The sequence below is a fragment of the Fibrobacter sp. UBA2449 genome (assembly GCF_002342555.1).
In the GTDB taxonomy this organism is placed as follows: domain Bacteria; phylum Fibrobacterota; class Fibrobacteria; order Fibrobacterales; family Fibrobacteraceae; genus Fibrobacter.
Genome location: NZ_DDQF01000008.1, coordinates 1 through 19872, shown reverse-complemented (window position 1 = coordinate 19872; position 19872 = coordinate 1). Strand labels below are relative to the sequence as shown.

The 19872-nt window shown below is 55.2% G+C and carries 16 protein-coding genes; 11 read left to right on the top strand and 5 right to left on the bottom strand.

The window, feature by feature from the left end; genetic code table 11:
• Window positions 1–4 precede the first annotated feature (4 nt).
• Together B4B27_RS05385 and mraY are read right to left on the bottom strand one after the other, a co-directional pair.
• On the bottom strand, window positions 5–1345 hold the full coding sequence (locus tag B4B27_RS05385) for a UTP--glucose-1-phosphate uridylyltransferase (protein ID WP_290724444.1): 1341 nt from the start codon (window positions 1343–1345) through the stop codon (window positions 5–7).
• Window position 1346: 1 nt separating this feature from the next.
• On the bottom strand, window positions 1347–2495 hold the full coding sequence (gene mraY / locus B4B27_RS05380) for a phospho-N-acetylmuramoyl-pentapeptide-transferase (protein WP_072810228.1): 1149 nt from the start codon (window positions 2493–2495) through the stop codon (window positions 1347–1349).
• A gap of 168 nt (window positions 2496–2663) precedes the next feature.
• Here mraY and B4B27_RS05375 point away from each other — a divergent pair, with 168 nt between their 5' ends.
• Both B4B27_RS05375 and B4B27_RS05370 read left to right on the top strand, forming a co-directional pair.
• Window positions 2664–3047: a hypothetical protein gene (locus B4B27_RS05375; protein WP_290724442.1), complete on the top strand. Its 384-nt coding sequence runs from the start codon at window positions 2664–2666 to the stop codon at window positions 3045–3047.
• Window positions 3048–3100: 53 nt separating this feature from the next.
• A complete protein-coding gene (locus B4B27_RS05370; RefSeq protein WP_290724440.1) occupies window positions 3101–3799 on the top strand; it encodes a LysE family translocator in 699 nt (232 codons plus the stop codon).
• Between the two features lie 394 nt (window positions 3800–4193).
• Here B4B27_RS05370 and B4B27_RS05365 read toward each other — a convergent pair whose 3' ends face one another.
• Window positions 4194–5156: a DHH family phosphoesterase gene (locus B4B27_RS05365; RefSeq protein WP_290724438.1), complete on the bottom strand. Its 963-nt coding sequence runs from the start codon at window positions 5154–5156 to the stop codon at window positions 4194–4196.
• 95 nt (window positions 5157–5251) lie between these two features.
• Here B4B27_RS05365 and B4B27_RS05360 point away from each other — a divergent pair, with 95 nt between their 5' ends.
• A complete protein-coding gene (locus B4B27_RS05360) occupies window positions 5252–6349 on the top strand; it encodes an FISUMP domain-containing protein (protein WP_290724436.1) in 1098 nt (365 codons plus the stop codon).
• A 179-nt stretch (window positions 6350–6528) separates the two neighbouring features.
• On the opposite strand, the gene B4B27_RS05355 is transcribed toward B4B27_RS05360, so the two are convergent.
• Window positions 6529–7359, bottom strand: a complete 831-nt coding sequence (locus B4B27_RS05355; protein ID WP_290724434.1) for a hypothetical protein — start codon at window positions 7357–7359, stop codon at window positions 6529–6531.
• Between the two features lie 717 nt (window positions 7360–8076).
• On the opposite strand from B4B27_RS05355, the gene rpsO reads away from it, so the two are divergent.
• Both rpsO and pnp read left to right on the top strand, forming a co-directional pair.
• Window positions 8077–8349: a 30S ribosomal protein S15 gene (gene rpsO, locus B4B27_RS05350; protein ID WP_072810239.1), complete on the top strand. Its 273-nt coding sequence runs from the start codon at window positions 8077–8079 to the stop codon at window positions 8347–8349.
• A gap of 21 nt (window positions 8350–8370) precedes the next feature.
• Window positions 8371–10626: a polyribonucleotide nucleotidyltransferase gene (pnp, locus tag B4B27_RS05345; RefSeq protein WP_290724431.1), complete on the top strand. Its 2256-nt coding sequence runs from the start codon at window positions 8371–8373 to the stop codon at window positions 10624–10626.
• A gap of 158 nt (window positions 10627–10784) precedes the next feature.
• Here the strand turns inward: pnp and B4B27_RS05340 are convergent, their stop codons facing one another.
• The gene (locus B4B27_RS05340; protein WP_290724429.1) at window positions 10785–11531 is read right to left on the bottom strand and encodes a glycosyltransferase family 32 protein; all 747 of its coding nucleotides are present in this window, start codon (window positions 11529–11531) and stop codon (window positions 10785–10787) included.
• A 137-nt stretch (window positions 11532–11668) separates the two neighbouring features.
• Between B4B27_RS05340 and B4B27_RS05335 the strand changes: the two genes are divergently transcribed.
• The 6 genes from B4B27_RS05335 to B4B27_RS05310 all read left to right on the top strand — a co-directional run.
• Window positions 11669–13363, top strand: coding sequence for an HD domain-containing phosphohydrolase (locus B4B27_RS05335; RefSeq protein WP_349678227.1), 1695 nt, complete (start codon window positions 11669–11671; stop codon window positions 13361–13363).
• Window positions 13364–13366: 3 nt separating this feature from the next.
• Window positions 13367–15088 carry an HD domain-containing phosphohydrolase gene (locus tag B4B27_RS05330; protein WP_290724425.1) on the top strand — a complete coding sequence of 574 codons (1722 nt, stop codon included), beginning with the start codon at window positions 13367–13369 and terminating at the stop codon, window positions 15086–15088.
• Between the two features lie 41 nt (window positions 15089–15129).
• Entirely contained in the window at window positions 15130–16869 is a 1740-nt protein-coding gene (gene ispG / locus B4B27_RS05325) for a (E)-4-hydroxy-3-methylbut-2-enyl-diphosphate synthase (protein ID WP_290724423.1), read from the top strand.
• A gap of 67 nt (window positions 16870–16936) precedes the next feature.
• Window positions 16937–18103, top strand: coding sequence for a phosphoglycerate dehydrogenase (locus B4B27_RS05320; protein WP_072810253.1), 1167 nt, complete (start codon window positions 16937–16939; stop codon window positions 18101–18103).
• Between the two features lie 103 nt (window positions 18104–18206).
• Window positions 18207–19124 carry a hypothetical protein gene (locus B4B27_RS05315; RefSeq protein ID WP_290724420.1) on the top strand — a complete coding sequence of 306 codons (918 nt, stop codon included), beginning with the start codon at window positions 18207–18209 and terminating at the stop codon, window positions 19122–19124.
• Between the two features lie 42 nt (window positions 19125–19166).
• Window positions 19167–19872 (top strand): NAD-dependent epimerase/dehydratase family protein (locus B4B27_RS05310; protein WP_290724418.1); only part of this gene is annotated, 706 nt, incomplete at its 3' end.

Here is a 19872-nt window from a genome sequence, read left to right as displayed (position 1 = left end):
GGAATTACGCGTCCTCGAATTCCAGGATATTCCTTCCGAGTTCGCGCTCGAACACGCGTCGCGAAAGGCCTTCGCCTGCATAGCTGATTGTGGGCGAGACCTCGTAGAGCTTGCCGGGCTTCACCTCGACATGTGCCTTCACGAGCCATTCGCGGTGGAGCTTGCCAATCATGGTGCGGGCCGTTTTCGGGCTGTCCGTGCCTTCCGCGTTCTTGACCGGGCTAAATTCCTCCTCGCGGATGACGCCGAAGGGGAGCATGGTGCCGAGCTGCGGGAAAGCATCGAACAAAAACTGCTCGAACTTGAAGCAGTTCTCGATGCCACAAACCGTCTTGCGGGCCGTGTGCCACGGGAGTTTGCCTGTCTGCAACTTGCGCAGGGCCGAGACTTTGAACAAATGAATGGCGAGGTTCCCGCCGTCAAATACCAGGCTTCCGTCCGGGTTTGTCATGTCGCGGTATTCTTCGGGCAAGTCGCTGTATTCGACCACGCCGGGTTTGTTGTTCTGGAAGGCGAAAATGCCCACGCGTTCCTGCGCGTTCGCCTTGTGAACGACCTTCGATGCGCTGGCCATCATCCCGTTGTCGGCGAGAGCCCCGATGAATGCGGGGTCGCAGATGCGGCAGAGCGCGTTGTCGACGCTGTAGAGGAACACGTATTCCACGCCTTTCTCGACGAGCCATGCGAGCGAACCGCTTTGGGCGAGCGCGCGGAAGCACCCGCCGTTGCCATCGGGTACGAGAGCGAGCCTGTCGCCGTCGAGCACGGCCTTGCCATCGGGCGTAAGCGCGCAGATGGTTCCCTGCTCAAAAAAGCGGATGTTGTCGCGGTCCATCCCGAAGAAGTTGTGTTCGGTAAAGAAGTTGACGGTCGCCTCGTGGTTCAGCGGGCTCGTCATGATGCACCACGGAATCGGGTGGCCTACGCGAGCCGCGAGGTTCTGCAAGCGCTCCGCCTGCAGTTGGAACAAACTCTTGTGGCTCGGGAGCCCGATATCGAACATTCCCTTCGGGCCGTCGAACCCGAGGCGCGAGCCCTGGCCGCCCGCGACGAGGAACGCCGCCACCTTGCCCTTCCCGAGCAGCATCTCTCCGATTTCTTTCCAGTAGTCGTATTTCAGGTTGTCTTCCGCAATCCGGAAAGGCATGGGCTTCAGGTCGGCAGATACGTTGTCCGCCTTGCTCGCGCTTGACTTTTCGGCGTAGAGCGTCTTCAGTTCTTCCCAGTCCTGGCTTAGAATGTCGCGTTCGAGGAGCTTGCGTGCATCCCCGGAGAGTGTTTCAAGGTGCGCCGCCAGTTCCTGCTGGCCGGCCGCATTTAACGTTTCGATAATGTCTTTTTCCATATTATCTCAAACCGAAGAATATCACCATGCTCACGATGAGCGCGAAGATGCTTATCAGGTGCATGCGCCACACGATTTTCGAGTTCATCAGGGGCTTGCTCGGGAAACGGCCTTCCCACTTTTTCTGGTAGTGGTGGTGGAGCGGCGCGCAAAGGAAAATGCGCTTGCCCGTGCCGGTTGTTTTTTTGGTGAACTTGAACCAGAGAATCTGGAGCAGCACCGAGCAGGCCTCGGCGATGATGATGATGCAGACGATGGGGAGGAACAGCCCCGCCTGCACCAAGATGAACATGATGCCGATGGTGGCGCCGAAGCCCACGGAACCCGCGTCGCCCATGTAGATTTCGGCGGGAGGGCTGTTGAACCACAGGTAGGCGAGCAGTGCGCCCGCGATGGCCATGGCGATGGGGAATAGCTCATCGCAGCCGGGCAGGTACGGCACGTGCAGGTAGGTACTGAAGATGAAGTTGCCGCTCACGTAGGCGACAAGCCCCACGAAAATCATGCTGGTAAGGATGGGCACGGAAACGAGGCTGTCGAGACCGTCGGTAAAGTTTGTCCCGTTCGCGCTGGCCGCGATGACAAACGTCATGAAGGCGACAAAAATCCAGTTGGGGAGGTGCAGCTGGAACACGTCGATGGGGCAGAAGGGGATGGTGAGGTCACCCTTGAGCTCGGGGATGAACTTGTAGCAGAAAATCGCGACGATAAGGCTGAACAGGAAGTAGAGGAACAGGCGCAGGCTGCTGGAGATGCCGTCGGCCTTGTCCATGTAGTCGGCGGCCTTGAGCTTGCCGAGCTTGATGAGGCGCTTGGCGCGGACTTTCGCGATGTCGTCGATGGCGCCCACGGCGGAGAAGGCCGCGAGAATCACGAGCGTCGAAATGGTGTAGCCGTTCATCTTGCAGACGAGGAGCGAAACCACCTCGACCACCACCACCAGGAGGAGCCCGCCCATGATCGGTGGGGACTTGGTCTTACCGTCCTTGTCGAAGTCGCTGGTGGCGTCGAGCCCCTGCAGCAGGCGGATGTACTTGGGCATGAAGAACAGCACGAGGATGATGGAGAGCATGGCGGCCGAGCCTGCGCGGAAGAGACGGCCATCGAAAATGTCCATGCTGGTAACGTGATAAAGCCAATGACAGAGCATAGTTATAAAATCTTAGATTTTCCCGGCGAGGGGGTCGTGTCATCCTGAGCGGAGGGCGCAGCCCGTAGTCGAAGGATCTGGTGTTTAAACTTGTGTTTTTTCTTTGCAAAGATAAAATATTGTGCCTGCGTTGGCTTTGAACTGCCCGAAATTTCTACATTATGAGGCATGAGTGAATTGCGTATCGATTGCCCCCACTGCGGGTCCACCTTCAACGTCATGCTGGACGGTGAGCCCTCGTCCATGATGGTCTTTGCCTGTGCCAAGTGCAAGACCCCGCTGATGCACATGGCCGGAGTGACTTCGGAACTGGACCGGGAGGAGTTTGCGCGCCTCCGCGAACGCCTGAACCGCGTACTGAGCGCCGTCATGAAGCGCGAGGGCGAGGTAAGCGAGGTCGCTGCGTCCCTCAAGAAGCTCGTGGACGAGTCGAACGCCCGTGCCGAGGAGCGCGAGTCCGAACCCGCTGTCGCGATATCCGACGAGGCGCTAGCGGAACTGCAGAAGGGCCTCGACGAGATGGATGTGGACAGCTTCCTGGAAAAATTGTAAAGTCTCCGTTGTGTCATCCTGAGCGAGCGTAGCGAGTCGAAGGATCTATTTAGATGTTTAACTTTTTCATAGCAGCCCTCGTGGTGGCGCTTGCCCCCGGCCCCGACAACCTGTTTGTGCTTGCCCAGAGCGCAACCCACGGCGCGCGTGCTGGATTCAGCGTGATTTGCGGGCTGTGCACGGGAATCTGCGTGCAGACTGTGCTCCTGATTGTGGGGGTGTCCGCGCTGATTGCGGCTAGCCCGATTGCATTTTTTGTGTTGCAGTGCTGCGGGGCGGCGTACCTGCTTTACCTCGCGTACAAGAGTTTCCAGGTCCGCGCTGGAGTGGTGAAACTGGACGCGGGTGATGCTGGCGAGATGCGCGCGGATTCCGGCCGTGTCATCCTGAGCGGAGAGCGAAGCTCGGAGTCGAAGGATCCAGACCCGTGCAGGGAAGGCGCGGGCCTTTCGTTCCGCAGGCTCTACCTTCGCGGTATCATCATGAACCTCACGAACCCGAAGGCGGTTCTTTTTGCGCTTTCGTTCATTCCGCCGGCAGTTGACATGAGCCGTGACATGAGCCCGTCGCTCCAGATGGTTGTTCTCGGGGCGGAATTCGTGACGGCGACCTTCATCGTGTTCGGCTCCATCGCGCTACTTGCGGGCGCCGTGAAGAAATTCATGCTCAACAGCCCGAAGGCGAACCGCAACCTGAACTGGTTCAGCGGCTGCGTGTTCGTGTTCCTGGCTATAGCGCTATTTTTAGTGTAGGAGTCCTGCTGTTCAGGGGCTAAAGCCGGCTTTTTGGTGCGCTGGAACGCCGTTTGGCGGGTGAAATATGCCAAAAAGTGCGAAATTGGGGATTGAAAGGGGTGTTTTTCGCTTGTTTAATCCCCAATTCTGTATATAAACTAACAGAAATGAGGGGCGATTTGCGTGATTAGCGCCCTATAAACACCCGAAGTGGGGATTAAAAAGCCCAAAAATGCAGATTTAATCCCCACAGCAAGCCCAAATCTCTGCGGGTTGTTGTGTACAAACTAAGAAATTGGGAATTGAAACCCGCCAAAAGAGGGCGTTTAATCCCCAATTTCATCATTTTCCTGAAATTTTCTTGCACTTCAGCGATTTTTCCGCGGTTTTGTTGCCATGCGGCGACCCGCGCTTATCCAAGTTGCTTCTGCACCAGCCCGAGAATCTTTTCAATCGCAACTTCGGGTGCGTCGCTGGTGTCGCCGCCGGCGGCACGGGTGTGGCCGCCACCGCCGAACTCATGGGCAATGGCGTTCACGTCCACGATGTAGTTGCTGCGCAGGCTAATCTTGTACTTGCCGTTTACGGGGTATAGGAAGAGGGCCACTTCGGTGCCGCCGACTTCGCGGATGGTGTCGATGACGTTGCTGAGTTCCACGGGCGATACGCCAAAACGCTGCATGTCTTCGGGGGTGATGTGGGCGTAGACCACTTTACCGCCGAGCCCGAGCTTGCAGTTTTCCATCACGAACCCGGTCACGAGCGTCTGCTTGTAGGTACGCGTGTAGTACGTCTCGTTCACAATTTTCGCGAAATCGATTCCCTTCTCGATGAGGTCGCCAACCACCTGCATGGTGCGCTTGCCGGTGTTACTGAACTTGAACGCTCCCGTGTCGTGCACTATGCCCAGGTACAGGCTGTTCGCGGTTTCGCGCCCGACCTTCGCCTTGTCGATGTTCACGTACACCACCTCGCATGCGGAACTCGCCTCGGGTTCCACGAGGTTCAGGGTGCACAGGTTCAGCGGGTTAGAAATATGGTGGTCGATGTTTATCGTTTTTTTCGCGGCACGGATGCATTCCGCGCCGTTCGCCCCCACGCGCTCGAAACTCGGGGTATCCATGAGGAAGGCGAGGTCGTAGGGTTGCCCGCCGTTGCATTCTGCGGAGTAGGCCTCGCGTGCATCGCTTGCCCCGCGCAGAATCCGGTAGCTCTCGGGGAACTTCTCAAGGAACAGGTCCGCGCGGATTCCCGGGAAGTTGTCGCGGATGTAGTTGTAGATTGCCGTGGTGCTGCCCACGCAGTCGCCGTCGGGCCTCACGTGCCCGAAAATCGCCACCGTTTTCGCTTCGCCCAGGAATTCGTCAATCGTCATGTTCAATCCTTTTTGCGGGGAATATAATAAAAACCGGGTGGAGGCTAGAAGGAAAATTTGCTAAATATACAACGTAACGTAGGAGGATTTTCTGTATGAAACGTTTTTTGCTGGGATTGGCTCTCGCATTTTTTGCCGCCTGTGACGACGAGAGCAGTTTCGTTCGGCCGGGGGATGAAGATTCCTCTTCTTCTGCCATCCCCGGCTCGTCCGGGGATCTATCTAGTAGCAGTTCTAAGGTCCCTGAGCCTGTCGAAGGGTCCAGCGTCACACCGAAGTCAAGCAGCAGCGTGCGCTCGTCATCCTCGGCGGAGCCTGCCCTGAGCTCAGCCGAAGGGGGCGAGGATCTATCCAGCAGCAGTGTGCGCTCGTCATCCAGCATTGCTTCGAGCAGTTCTGCAAAATCGAGTAGCTCGGCTAAGTCTTCTTCGTCGGTTTCGAGCAGTTCTGCAAAATCGAGTTCCTCGTCGGTGTCGAGCAGCAGCGAATATGTGCCGTATGATCATTTGATTGATATGGGTGATGGTGTTGGCACACATGTCAAAAAACAAGATTACAAGACCTTTACGGACGAACGCAATGGCCGTAGCTATTATTACCTTACGATAAAGGGCAAGAACAAGGACGGCGAAGCGGACTCCGTGACCGTAATGGCCGAGAACCTCAATATCGGCAAGATGGTTGGCATTACAAAAGATCAGGCCGATGATACGACGATTGAACGCTACTGCTACGATAGGGATACCACAAATTGCGACCGTTACGGAGCCCTGTACCAGTGGGCCGAGATGATGCAACTGCCTAGCGAATGCAATACCAAGAGCTGCGCCGACTTGATTCAGCCGAATCACCAGGGAATCTGCCCCGACGGCTGGCGACTCTTGACCCGGGATGATTTCTATATAGTGCTGAAATCGGAAAACGCCGAACATGGTATTGAAGATGTTCGGGCTAGAGGTTTTGGTGGTTATAACTACACGGGCTATTCCCTCGTCGGCGCCGGGTATGTGCTAAATCGTAAACTCAAAAATATAGGGGAAAGCGCAGGCTGGTTTTATACTGAAGAAGGGGTGGATGCTCCTGCTGAAGGGGCCTTTGTTTCGTCGACAGCAAAAACTGGAGACATTTTCAGTACCTATGAGATGGCAAAAACGAATGGTCTATCCGTCCGTTGCGTTAAGCTAGAAGAATAACTACAAATTTTCAAAACAACTACGACGCATCTTGAGGTGCGCTGTTGTTGTTTTACCCTAAATGGAATTTTTCACAAATTCCGCAAAAAAAGTTTTAACTAAAAAGGCCAAAATCATGTCCAAGAACGTGCTCGGAAATGCGCGTTCGCAGGTGGCCCCTTCCGGACAAACAATCGGTTTCATCGCAGGTATTCTTCCGCCAACTTCTGGATGGTCTTGACGTTCAGCGGCTTTTCGGTCGTCTCGCGCGAGATAATCAGGCGCTTTCCCGGGAAAATCCCGTTTCTTTCGTAGATGTCCAGTTTGTCCATTGCCTTGCGGACGTAGTCGCTGTCGTCCATCATGCCGAAATGCTCCCACAGGATTTCCTCGCGGGTGCGCAGGTTGAGGCACGTGAAGTCGGGGAAGAACGTCGCGCTTTTTTCGTGCGGCAATTTCAGTTTCAGCGGGAACTCGTAGCGGTACGGGATGCCCATGCGCAGGAGGGTGTCTGCGATGATGACCTCGGACTTGGAGCGGACGCGCTCGCCGCGGGCGGTCGCATATTCGGGGCGGTCTTCTGCGATGGACTTGCCCTTGAAGGGGACGGCGAGCCAGCGCTTTGCATATTCGCTGTCGGCAAGTCGCACGGGTGTCACGAACTGCCGGCGGCAATCGGGCAAATCCGCGTACGCGTCGTCGGGCGCTTGCGGGCGGTATTCGTTGATGAAGTTGTTGACGAGTTCCAGTTGCCGCTCCAACAGGGGAAGCAGTGTGGTGTCGTAGTCCTTTTGGGCGAGCCTTGCCGCAAGGGCTTCTTCGCCGCGGGGAATATACTGGCCGTTCGCATTTTTGGGGTCTGTTATGTGGTAGTACCGGGGCTTGTTCCCGCGGATTGTTGTGCGGAGTCGCCCCGGCGGGGCTTTTGCCACGCGCGAGCGCAGGCGGATGATTGTGTCGAAGATTTTTTCGGATTGCGCCTGCATGTGTTGTTGCAGGTCATCGGGATGGATGAGCTCCAGGTTGTTCATGTGGACATAGGGTTAACCATATAAGAAAAGGCGTGCATTCGCATCGCGACACAACGAGGGCTGAGCCTCATTGCTTGGAAAATACAAAATAGTTGCGGCGAAAAGCAACTTCTGAGGCGTTTTTCGAAAAATAAAGGCGAAAAGTGCAAATTTCTTGCGTGATTCGGCGTGCGAGTGAAGAAAAATTGCGAAATTGGGGATTAAATGTGCTGAAAAACCGCTGCTCAATCCCCAAAAATTTAGTTTGTATGTGCTGTCGCGGGCGAAAATTCAGGGGAGGTGGGGATAAAATGCTCCAAAATTGCCGATTTAATCCCCACTTGGGGCGAATTTAGACCTCAAAAGCCCTGAATTGGCAAAAATCTTGTTAGTTTGTTCTGAAAATTGGGGATTGAAGTGGCTGAAAATCCCCCGTTTAATCCCCAATTTGCCGAATTCTGCTCCCGTTTACCCGCGATTTGCCAAAAATCGCCCGCAATTTCCCGAAATTCGCCTGCAAGTCGCCGCACCCGCGTTTTCAGCGGCCCTATTCACCCTTTTAGCGCGGTTCTCGCTTCTAAAACCCCATTGCCAGCCAGCCAAATTACTATATTTCCCCCCAAATTGCATTTTTGACTGGGTCCTGTGACCAGATTCGCCAATTCCACTGGTGCAAGAGCAGGGAAACTCGGACAAAAACATGTAATGAAACAACAATCAAAAAAAGGAATGGCTATAATGGCTACTATCACTAAAGAAAAAGCTGCAGAACTCACCGCCAAGTTTGGTGCAAACGAAAAGGACACCGGTAACGTCCGCGTCCAGATCGCAATCCTCACGGAAAAGATCAAGAATCTGACGGAACACATCAAGAGCCACAAGAAGGACTTCCACTCCCTCCGTGGTCTGTCTGCCATGGTTGCCAAGCGCCGCAACCTCCTCAAGTACTACGGTGAGCAGGACATTCTCGCTCAGCGTGCTCTCATCAAGGAACTCGGTCTCCGCGGCTAATCTGCGGACTGGAGATAATCTATGTCTATTGACGCATACCATCAAAAATACGGCAAGATGCTCGACCCGAAGGAAGTGTCGGTTACGCTCCCTGACGGCCGCGTCATCACGTTTGAAACGGGCCGTATTGCCAAGCAGGCACGCGGTGCCGCAGTCGCCAAGATGGGCGACGCGTTCGTGCTCTCTACTGTCTGCTACGGCGAAGAGAAGGAAGGCGATTTCTTCCCGCTGACCGTCGAATACCGCGAAAAGGCCTACGCTGCTGGTCGCCTCCCGGGCGGCTACAACAAGCGCGAAGCCGGTCGCCCCTCCGACGAGGAAACTCTTTCTGCCCGTATCATCGACCGCCCGATTCGCCCGATGTTCCCCGAGAACTTCACGCGCGAAGTCCAGGTGATTGTGCAGGTTCTTTCTGCTGACCGCAAGTTCGCACCGGATGTGCTCGGCGTGTCCGCAGCATCCCTCTCTATCGGTCTTTCCGAACTGCCCTTCGAACAGCAGGTTGCCGCCGTGCGCGTGGCCGTTGTCGATGGCCAGAACGTCGTGATGCCCACCTACGAACAGATGGCCTGCGCCGATCTGGACCTGGTGGTCGCCGGTACCGAAGATTCCGTCTGCATGGTGGAAGGCGGTGCCTACGAAGTGTCCGAAGACACGATGATTAACGCAATTCTCGCCGGTCACGAAGCCATCAAGCTCATGTGCAAGGCCCAACAGGAACTGGTGGACCGCTGTGCTAAGCCCAAGATGGAACTCAAGCCGCAGCACGTTGGCGAAGCCCACGAAAAGCTTCTCGCCACGGTGAAGGAAGTCGTGTGGGACGAACTGAACAAGGACGTCCACTCCAACATGGTGAAGACCGACTTCTATCCGGCTATGGCAGACCTCTGCGCGAAGATGCTCGAAGACGAACGCATTCTCGCCATCATTGGCAAGGACGAAGAACAGGATCCTGCTCTCGTCGCCGACGCGAAGGCAATCTTCAGCGACTACGAACGCACTGCCATGCGCGAAATGATCTTGAACGAAGACGTGCGTCTCGACGGCCGTACGACGACCGAAGTCCGCCCGATCGAAATCGAACTCGGCGTTCTCCCGAGCGCTCACGGTTCTGCGATCTTCCAGCGTGGCGAAACCCAGGGTCTCGTGGTCTGCACGCTCGGCTCCAAGGCCGACGAACAGCGCTACGAAAGCCTGCAGGGCGAAGGCTCCAAGAGCTACATGCTGCATTACAACTTCCCGCCGTACTGCGTGGGTGAATGCAAGCGCCTCGGCATGAGCCGCCGCGAAATCGGTCACGGCCACCTCGCCGAACGTTCTCTCGCTGCCGTTCTTCCGCTGCCGGAAGACTTCCCGTACACCATCCGCGTGGTTTCCGAAATTCAGGAATCCAACGGTTCTTCTTCCATGGCCTCTGTTTGCGGTGGCTGCCTCAGCTTGATGGACGCTGGCGTTCCTATCAAGGCTCCGGTCGCAGGTGTCGCCATGGGCCTCATCTCCGAAAAGGGTTCCGTCAAGGAAGGCGGCAAGATCAAGATCTTGACCGACATCACCGGTACGGAAGACCACCTCGGCGATATGGACTTCAAGGTGACGGGTACTGCCGAAGGCATCACGGCCTTCCAGATGGATATCAAGATCCGCGGTATCACGCCGGAACTCATGCGCGAAGCTCTGGAACAGGCTCGTCAGGGCCGTCTGCACATTCTCGGCAAGATGGCTGAACTCGGCCTCGCCGCTCCGCGCCCGAAGGTTTCCGAGAAGGCTCCGACCATGATCAAGATGCGCATCCCGACCAACAAGATCCGCGACGTCATCGGTTCCGGTGGCTCCGTGATCAAGGGCATGCAGTCTCAGACGGGTTGCACGATCAACATCGACGACGATGGCAACATCGACATTGCCGCCCCGAGTGGCAAGGCCGCTGCAGTCTGCCGCCGCATGATCGAAGAACTCACTGCTGAACCCGAACCGGGCCGCAAGTACAAGGGCAAGGTCAAGACGATCCAGCCGTTTGGCGCATTCGTCGAAATCCTCCCGGGTCGCGACGGCCTCGTGCACATCTCCGAACTTGCCGACCACCGCGTCGATAAGGTCGAAGACGTCGTTCACGTCGGTGACGAAGTCGAAGTGCTCTGCCTCGGTGTCGACCCGAAGGGCAAGGTGAAGCTTTCCATGAAGGCTCTGCTCCCTCCGAAGGCCGCCCCGGCTGAAGCCCCGGCCGCTGAAGCCGCTCCTGAAGCACCTGCTGCTCCCGAAGCACCGGCTGAAGCATAATTCGTTTATACGAAATTGATAGCGCCCGGCTTAACCGCCGGGCGTTTTCGTATATAGGCACCGAAGGTGCCCACGAAGGGAAACACACGAAAATGTCGCGCAAAACAAGTTTGCGCTCCCGTTCATACTGCGTATGAACGCAGAACCCGCCTTAGTTGTTATTTCGAGAATAGGTGCTTGAAGGCTGCCCCGAGCCCCTGGGCCTTCATGTCGGACCAGAAGGTGGTCGGGACGGCGAGCAGTTCGGCGATGGGGCGCGGGAACTTCTTGAAGATGTACTGCCTGCGCTTCATGCCGATGCGGATGTTCTCGGGGCGCCAGTTGCTCCCGAAGTGGTGGATGCTCACCGTCTCGTCGGCGGTATTGATTGCCCCATCCAAGAAGCGCTTGGGCGAGAAGTACCATTCGGGCAGAATATCCAGCCCGTTGAACTTGTCGCAGGCGTTCGCGAGAATCTGCGGGAGCACCAGTTGCTCCACCTTCTCCTCGCTGTATTCGTAATGTCTTTCGGTGTAGTACTTGAGCGCCTCGCCGATGATGGGCGAGCCCTTCTCCGCCCCGAGGAACGAGGGCTCGATTCGCTTGGAACCGTTCTCGTACCCGAGGATGTACTTGCGGTCGAGCAGTTCGTTGGGCGACTTTAGCAGTTGCACGTCGGAATCCAGGTAGATTCCGCCTTCGGTGTACAGCGCGTACAGGCGCACCGCGTCGGCGGCAAACGCCCAGTTGCCCTGTTCCATGGCTTCAAGAATCCAGGGAATGCCTGTCGCCTTGGCCTTCTGGTAATCCCAAAAAATGCAGTTGTAGTCGCCCAGGAACTTTTCCCAGGATTCCATACAACGTTGAACCTTTTCCGGAAAAGGTTCGTTCGAAAGCCAACAATAATGAAAAATCTTCGGGATCATAAAAATTCTCCGTCTACACCCTTATTTTAACATTTTTTTTGTCAAATGGAATACTTTTTTTGCGATTTTATATGAATAATCAGGCATAAAGGTGGAAAGAACGTCTTTTTTGTTATATTTTTGTAACAAGGATTGTAATGGGACCGTTCTTATTGACATTGGCGTTTGCTCTTTCGATAGTGAATTTCGCTGTCTTTCTGCTTTTATTCCGGAAGCAGCAGAACAATTACATGTTCTTCACGTTCGTAGCAATCGTGGTCACGTGTTTTGGACATTTGCTCCTGGGATTTTCGGAATCGGTCGACGGGGCCATCCTTGCAAATAAGATAAATTACCTGGGCTCGGCGTTCTTGCCGATGCTCATGTTCTTTACGCTCGCGGAGGTTTGCCGGCTGAGGATTCATCCGGTGGTGCGGGTCCTTCTGATTGCCTTTAGTTGCTTTGTCCTTTTCCTCTCGTTTACGGTCGGCTACAGCCAGATATACTACAAGACGGTCGAGTTCGTGGTGCAGAGCGGGGCGGGCAACTACGTGGCAACATACGGCTGGGGGCACGACGTCTTCAACGTGATGATTGTCGTCTATGCGGTGCTCGATATCGGGGTGATTGTCCATGCCTGCCTTATGCGGAGGCTGGTCTCGCTCAAGAATATCTTTGCGATGTTTGCTCTACAGCTCGTGACGGTTTCGTCGTTCTTTGTTTCGAGGTACATGGAAAACGACATGCTCTGCATGCCCTTCGTGTATCTCGCCGACCAGTTCTTCTTGCTCTACATCAGCTTGAACGTAAAGTGGTACGACATCGCAAGGAGCGTGATGCAGTCGCTCGAAAAGGACAATACGAACGCGTTCGTCTCTTTTACTCCTGATGGCGAATACCTTGGCTGCAACGAGATTGCGCTTGCCTTTTTCCCGAAGCTTGCGGAGTGTCGCGTGGATGTGGCGATTCCCGACGAAAGCGAGATGGGGGCGGTGTTCAATCCGCTGCTCAAGCAGGTCGAAAGCGGAAAATCGCGGAATGCGTTCAAGTTCTGGTTCGGCAATCGTCATTTCAGGTGCTCGGCACGAATGATTCCTCTCTGGAACGTGATGCAGATTTGCCTTTTCCGCGTCGAGGATGACACGAGCGTTCAAATGTACGTGGACACGCTTGGCAAGAGTCATAACCAGCTGGTGAAGGTGGTCGAGCAGAATGCGCAGGCGGTGAGCGCTATCCAGGAACAGATGATTGTCGGCATGGCGAACATGGTCGAAAGCCGTGACGGCAATACGGGTGGTCACATCAAGCGCACGAGCCAGGTGATTCGCATACTGGCATCCGAGATGCGCAAGGACATGGCCTACGGGAGGATGGACTCGTTCTACGACGCGCTGATTTCTGCCGCTCCGATGCATGACCTCGGTAAAATAGCTATCGATGACGAAATCTTGCGCAAGCCCGGACGATTTACCGATGACGAATATGAGCAGATGAAGACTCATGCCGAGAAGGGTGCGGTGATTGTCGAGAACCTGCTGACCGGAATTGAGACCCCCTTCTTTGTGCAGCTGTCGAAAAACGTGGCGCATTACCACCACGAGCGTTTTGACGGTACGGGCTACCCGCAAGGCTTGCGGGGCGAGGAGATTCCCGTGGAAGCGCGCATTATGGCGGTCGCGGATGTCTACGACGCGCTGGTGAGTAGCCGCTGCTACAAGGAAAGCATGTCGTATGACAAGGCGGGGGATATTATCCTCTCCGGGATGGGGACACAGTTCGACCCTGTCCTCCAGAAATATTTTATTGACTGCGAACCAAAACTTCGCGATTACTACAGGACCGTGGAGCACTAGCGTATGGAAAACATGGTGATTTCTTACTTGGTGCTGATGTGCGTGGTCTCGTTCCTGAACCTGTTCGCGCTTGTGCTGTTGTATCGCAAACAGTTGAATTTCTATTTCGCGTCTATCTTTGTCTCGGTACTTGTTGCGAACGTCGGCTACTTGGCCGGGGCCCTTTCCGAGACGAGGGAGACGGTCATCATCGCGACCAAGCTTTGCTACCTGGGGTCCGTTTTCGTGCCGATGTTCGAGTATTTCATTATCCTCCGCATCTGCCGCTTCAGGTTCCCGGACTGGGGAAAGCTTTTGCTGGGGCTTTGTTCTGTAGCGATACTCGTGCTCGCTTGCACTATCGGATATAGCGATATCTATTACAAAACGGTCACCTACACGCACATGTACGGGGTGGGCTATTGCTCTTGCGAATATGGGCCGACGCATATCCTGTGGAACATAGTGCTGGTGTGCTACACGCTTGCTAATATCGTGACCATTAGCTATGCGGCGCGTACGCGGATCAACGTGAGCTACAAGAACCTGATTGCCATTGCGTGCATGACTCTGATTTCCATTATATCGTTCCTTGTTTCGAGAAAGGTCGGGAGCGATACGATGGTGGTGCCGACGGTGTTTGTCATTGACGAATTTATTCTCTTTTTCGTGTGCCTGCGCGTAAGGATGAGCGATATTTCGGATTCCGTCCTTGAATCGCTCGAGGCGGAGAACCAGAATGCCTATGTGGCGTTTTCGGACAAGGGAATCTACCTCGGGTGTAACGACATCGCCTTCAAGTTTTTCCCGGAACTCAACGAATTCCGTGTGGATGAGACGATGCCCGAGGGGCTCGAAATCTCGAAGCATTTTGGCTCGCTGATGGAATCGTTCGTGAGGAAGGATTCCCCGAGCGACAGCTATTTCGCGTATGGACGGCGCAACTTCAGGGTGTGCGTGCGGAAGGTTGCCCGCAACAAGATTTCGCATATCGTGCTGTTCCGCATCGAGGATGAGACCAAGCTGCAGCGCTATATCAAGAAACTCGATACGCACAACACGAAACTCAAGGACGTTATCAAGGATAACGACAGGCATATCCACGCCATCCAGGAGCAGATGATTGTGGGCATGGCGAAGATGGTCGAAAGTCGCGACAGCAATACGGGCGGCCACATCATGCGCTCGAGTGCGGTCGCGGGAATCCTTGCCGAAGAACTTCGGAAGGATGATGGCTTTGGGCGCACGAAGGAATATTACGACGCGCTGATTGCGGCGGCGCCGATGCACGACCTCGGGAAGATTGCGATTGACGACAAGATCCTGCGCAAGCCCGGCAGCTTTACGCCCGAAGAATTTGAGGTGATGAAGACGCATGCCGAGAAGGGGGCCGCCATCGTGGAGAACCTGCTTTCCGAAATAGAGGAGCCCTTCTTTGTGGAGATTGCGAAGAATATCGCTTGCTTCCACCACGAGCGTTTTGACGGGAGCGGTTATCCGTACGGGCTCTTTGGCGCGAATATCCCGTTCGAGGCGCGCGTCATGGCGATTGCGGACGTCTACGATGCGTTGGTGAGCAAGCGCTGCTACAAGGAGCAGATGTCCTTTGAGGATGCTTACAATTTGATTATAGATTCGATGGGGACGCATTTTGACCCGAGGCTCAAGGCAAGTTTTGTCGCGTGCCGCGAAAAACTCGAGAACTATTACAGGAATAGCCCCGGCTGGGAGTCCAACGAAAAGTAAAAATAGCCCGCTTTGGCTTTTAATTTTCTATCTTTGTGCGCATGACAAAGTTTAGCGAATTCCCATACGTTGCCGACCGCTTTAATGCCGTCCGCAGGGAAACTGTACAAGTCCGCGTTGGCGAGGCTTTGATAGGGGGCAACGCCCCCATTTTAGTTCAGTCCATGACCACCACCAAGCCGAAAGACGTCGAGAAGACGGTGGCCGAGACGCTTGCGCTCGCCAAGGTGGGCTGTGGCCTGGTTCGCATTACCGCTCCGACATTTGCAGATGCTGCCGCACTCGAGGAAGTGATGAAACAGGTGCGAGCAGCCGGCTGCACGGTGCCGGTTTCCGCCGACATCCACTTCCAGCCGAAGGCCGCGTTCGAGGCGCTCAAGTGGGTCGAGAAGGTCCGCATCAATCCGGGTAACTTCGTGGATACGGGCATTTTGACGCTGGACCAGCAGACGGACAAGTCTTTTGAAGAAGGCAAGGAAAAGGTGGCCGAAGCCTTTACGCCGTTCGTGCAAGAAGCCAAGCGCCTGGGCCGGGCCATCCGCATCGGCGTGAACCACGGCTCGCTCTCGGCCCGCATGATTTACCGCTACGGCGACACGGTGGAAGGCATGGTGGAAAGCGCCATGGAATACCTCGCCGTGTGCGAAGCCGAACATTTTGACCAGGTGGTCCTCAGCCTCAAGAGCAGCAACCCGCGCGTGGCGATTGCCGCCTACCGCATGCTCGCCGCCCGCATCAAGCAGGAAGGCTTCAAGCCGTACCCGTTCCACGTGGGCGTGACAGAAGCGGGCGCGGGTGCCGACGGACGACTCAAGTCGGCCGCGGGTATCGGTGCGCTTTTGCTCGACGGCCTTGCCGATACGATCCGCGTGTCGCTCACTGAAGACCCGGTGGCCGAAGTCCCGGTGGCTCAGGAACTCATCAAGGCATGTGCTTTGCCTGCTGCGCCGACGGCCTACAACGTGCCGGTTCTCGAAAAGGATCCGTACCATTACGAGCGCCGCGCGACTTCTGTCGTGAATGTTTCCGGCGTGGAAATTGGTGGCAATAGTCCGGTGAAGGTCGGCGTGAAGGCCGATGCGATTGCACTTACCGGCGAACGCCGCAACGCGGAATTTGCGCTGCCGAGTTTGGATGCCGCCCCCGTGGTACAGTTCAAGGACGCGATAGACATCGCGGGGTTCGCCGCGAATCCGGCGAGCGTGCCCGCAGGTTCCGTGTTCTGCTATACCGGCGCCGAGATGGTTTCGGGCGTGCGCGCCCTTGCCGCCGCATTGGATGCGGCAGGTCGCCAAGACCCGATTCTGCTTTATGCGAAAATTAACGACAGCGAGCGCGACACACTCCGCGTGTCCGCCGATATCGGTAGCTTGGTAACCGACGGTCTTGGCGACGCTGTCGTTATCGACGGCTACAAGGGCGCGAAGGAAAGCGTTCTCCTTGCATTCGACATTTTGCAGGCCGCCTACTGCCGCCGCAGCAAGACGAACTTTATCAGCTGCCCGAGCTGCGGCCGCACACTCTACGACATTCAGCAAGTCATGGGCAAGATCAAGGCCCGCTTTGGTCACCTCTCCGACATTTCCATCGGCATCATGGGCTGCATCGTGAACGGCCCGGGCGAGATGGCGGACGCCGACTTCGGCTACGTGGGCGGTGGCCCCGGCCGCATTACGCTCTTCGAGGGCAAGACGGCTGTCAAGAAGAACATCCCCGAAGAAGACGCCATCGAGGAACTGGTGAACCTTATTAAAGAAAGAGGTCGCTGGCAGGAACCTTAAGAAGATCCCCGCCTTCGCGGGGATGACACAGAAGAAAAGATTTTAAACATTAACAAAGGACATAAAAATGGCAACTATTAAGACGATGAACAATATTTCCAAGAAAGGCTTGAGCCTGTTTGGCTCGTTCTACCAGGTTTCCGACTCCGTCGAAAATCCAGATGCCATCTTGGTGCGTTCCGCCCAGGTTGATACCGACAACTTTGACGGCCTGCTGGCTGTCGCCCGCGCCGGCGCTGGCGTGAACAACATCACTATCGACAAGGCTTCCGCGAAGGGCATCTGCGTGTTCAACACGCCGGGTGCAAACGCCAACGCCGTTGCCGAACTCGTGATGACCGTGCTCGGCATGGCCGTCCGTAACGTGGACAAGGCCGCTGCTTGGGTCAAGAACCTCGACACCACCGACCCGGACCTCGCGAAGACCGTTGAAAGCGGCAAGAAGAAGTTCGCCGGCATGGAACTCGCAGGCAAGACCCTCGGCGTGATTGGCCTCGGCAAGATCGGCGTGCTCGTCGCCAACTATGCCCGTTGGAAGAACATGCGCGTCATCGCTTACGAACCGTATCCGAACGCCGCCAACATGCACGAACTTTCCAACAAGGTGGAAATCGCCGACCTCGACACCGTGATTGCGAAGTCCGACTTCCTCACCGTACACGTTCCGTTCATCAAGGGCGTTACCGAGAACTTGCTCAACCGCAAGAACCTCGCCGGTTTCAAGGGCAGCTACATCATGAACTTCGCCCGCGGTGGCATTGTGGAAATGGCCCCGGTTAACGAGATGCTCGCCTCCGGTTCCCTCCAGGGCTACCTCTGCGACTTCCCGGACGCCGACCTCATCAAGAACGACAAGGTGACCTGCTTCCCGCATCTCGGCGCCTCCACCGAAGAAGCCGAAGAAAACTGCGCTGTGATGGCAGTCGAAGAATTGAAGGACTACATCGAATTCGGTTGCGTTCGCAATTCCGTGAACTTCCCGGCCCTCGTCGATCACCCGCATGCCGGCGTCAAGAGCCGCGTCGTGGTCATCAACCAGGATGTTCCGAACATGATTTCCGAAATCACGAAGGTGTTCGGCGCCGAAGGCATCAACATTGCCAGCTTCAGCAACAAGAGCAACGGCAAGATCGGTTACAACCTCGTTGACGTCGAAAGCAAGGTGGATGACTCCATCATCGAGAAGCTCTCCAAGCTCGACAAGGTCATCAAGGTCCGCGTGATCCACTTCTAAGATTGCTCGCGGGAAACCGCGCGCGTTTACCTAAAAATTAGGCCGTAGCAGAAAATGCTGCGGCTTATTTTGTTATATATTTTTGTCGGAGGCCCGAGTCTGCATGAAGACAAGAACTATCGTAATTACCCTCTTTACAGCACCATTCCTTGTCTTGATGCTGCTGGGCGTCGTGTTTTTCGCTTACGCATCATATAAGGATTCGTCCTCGAAGGCTTTCCGCGAAAAGACGGTCTATCCTGCGGAATTCGAGGACTTTCATATTGAAGAAATAGTTGTGCGGGGACCCGATACGCTTTGGTTATTCGGTTCGTATGGTATCATAGAGCAACTCCCCGCAGTTCTTGGAACATACGATGGGGGTGCTTCCTGGACAAAAAGCGAAATCAGGAACTTGACGTCGTTTGCAAGGTTCTATTCCATGGATGACCATATGATTCTCGAGTCTTACGAAAAGGATGCCGACTTCAATGCGGTTTATGTGTCGGGTGAGGACTATATGACGTGGGATTCCATTGGTAAATATCGGGATTATCGCAAGGTTCGTATTGTTCGCGTGAACGATTCGGTTCCGGATGGGAGACCGAAATACAAGTTGGAAAATGGGAAAAGGGTGTATGCGGGTGATTTCGTGGAAAGTACTCTTCCGATTTTTGCCCGGAATGACAAAAGCTGGATACTCGGTTCTTCGGGAAACCGGGTGCTCGTTTATCGGATAGAAGACGGGAAGGCTCAACAGCGGCACGAAACGAGCTATGGCAGCAAGGGTACGCAATGTCTTTGGATGCAGGATTTCCTTGTAAAAGGCGAAGTCTTTGCAGCTGTCGTTAGTGATGGAGTCTGGTTTACCGATAATTTTGCCCTGCTTTATAGTACCGATGGTGGACAAACGTGGAAACAGGAACGCGTGTCTGCGGAAGCGAGTGTGTACCGTCTTGACATAAGGGACGGAAAAATCTTTTTGGCTTATTACCATGTGGGGCGTAAGTCCGTTTCTATCTTGACCCTGCCTTTAGAATAGGTGAAAATATTTTCTATTTTTTTGAAAAATAGGACGATAGGAATGATGATTCTGGTGACAGGTGCGGCGGGTTTTATCGCTTCGAAAATCATGGCGATGCTTTCGGCCCGCGGGGACGATGTTGTCGGGCTCGACAACATCAACGATTATTACGATGTGCGCCTCAAGTACGGGCGCCTGTGGGAAAACGGTTTCCGTTCTGCGAATGGAGGCGTGCTTGCCGAAATCCCCTTCGGGCAGATGCTCGAAAGCACGACGCTCGCGGGTGCGCGTTTTGTGCGCATGGACCTCGCCGACAAGGAATCTATCGACAAGCTCTTTGCCGCAGAAAAGTTCGACAAGGTGGTGAACCTCGCGGCACAGGCCGGCGTGCGCTATTCCATCACGAACCCGTATGCCTACATGCAGAGCAACATGGTCGGCTTCCTCAACATTCTCGAGGCATGCCGCCACAACCAGGTAAAGCACCTGCTCTATGCGTCGTCCAGTTCTGTTTATGGCCTGAACAGCAAGGTCCCGTACAGCGAAGACGACAAGGTTGACAATCCTGTTAGTTTGTATGCAGCTAGCAAGAAGAGCAACGAACTGATGGCGCATTCCTACGCGAAGCTTTACGGCATCCCGATGACGGGACTGCGCTACTTCACGGTTTATGGCCCGTGGGGGAGGCCCGACATGAGCCCGATGCTCTTTGCCCGCGCCATCTCGAAGGGCGAGCCCATCAAGGTGTTCAACAACGGTGACATGA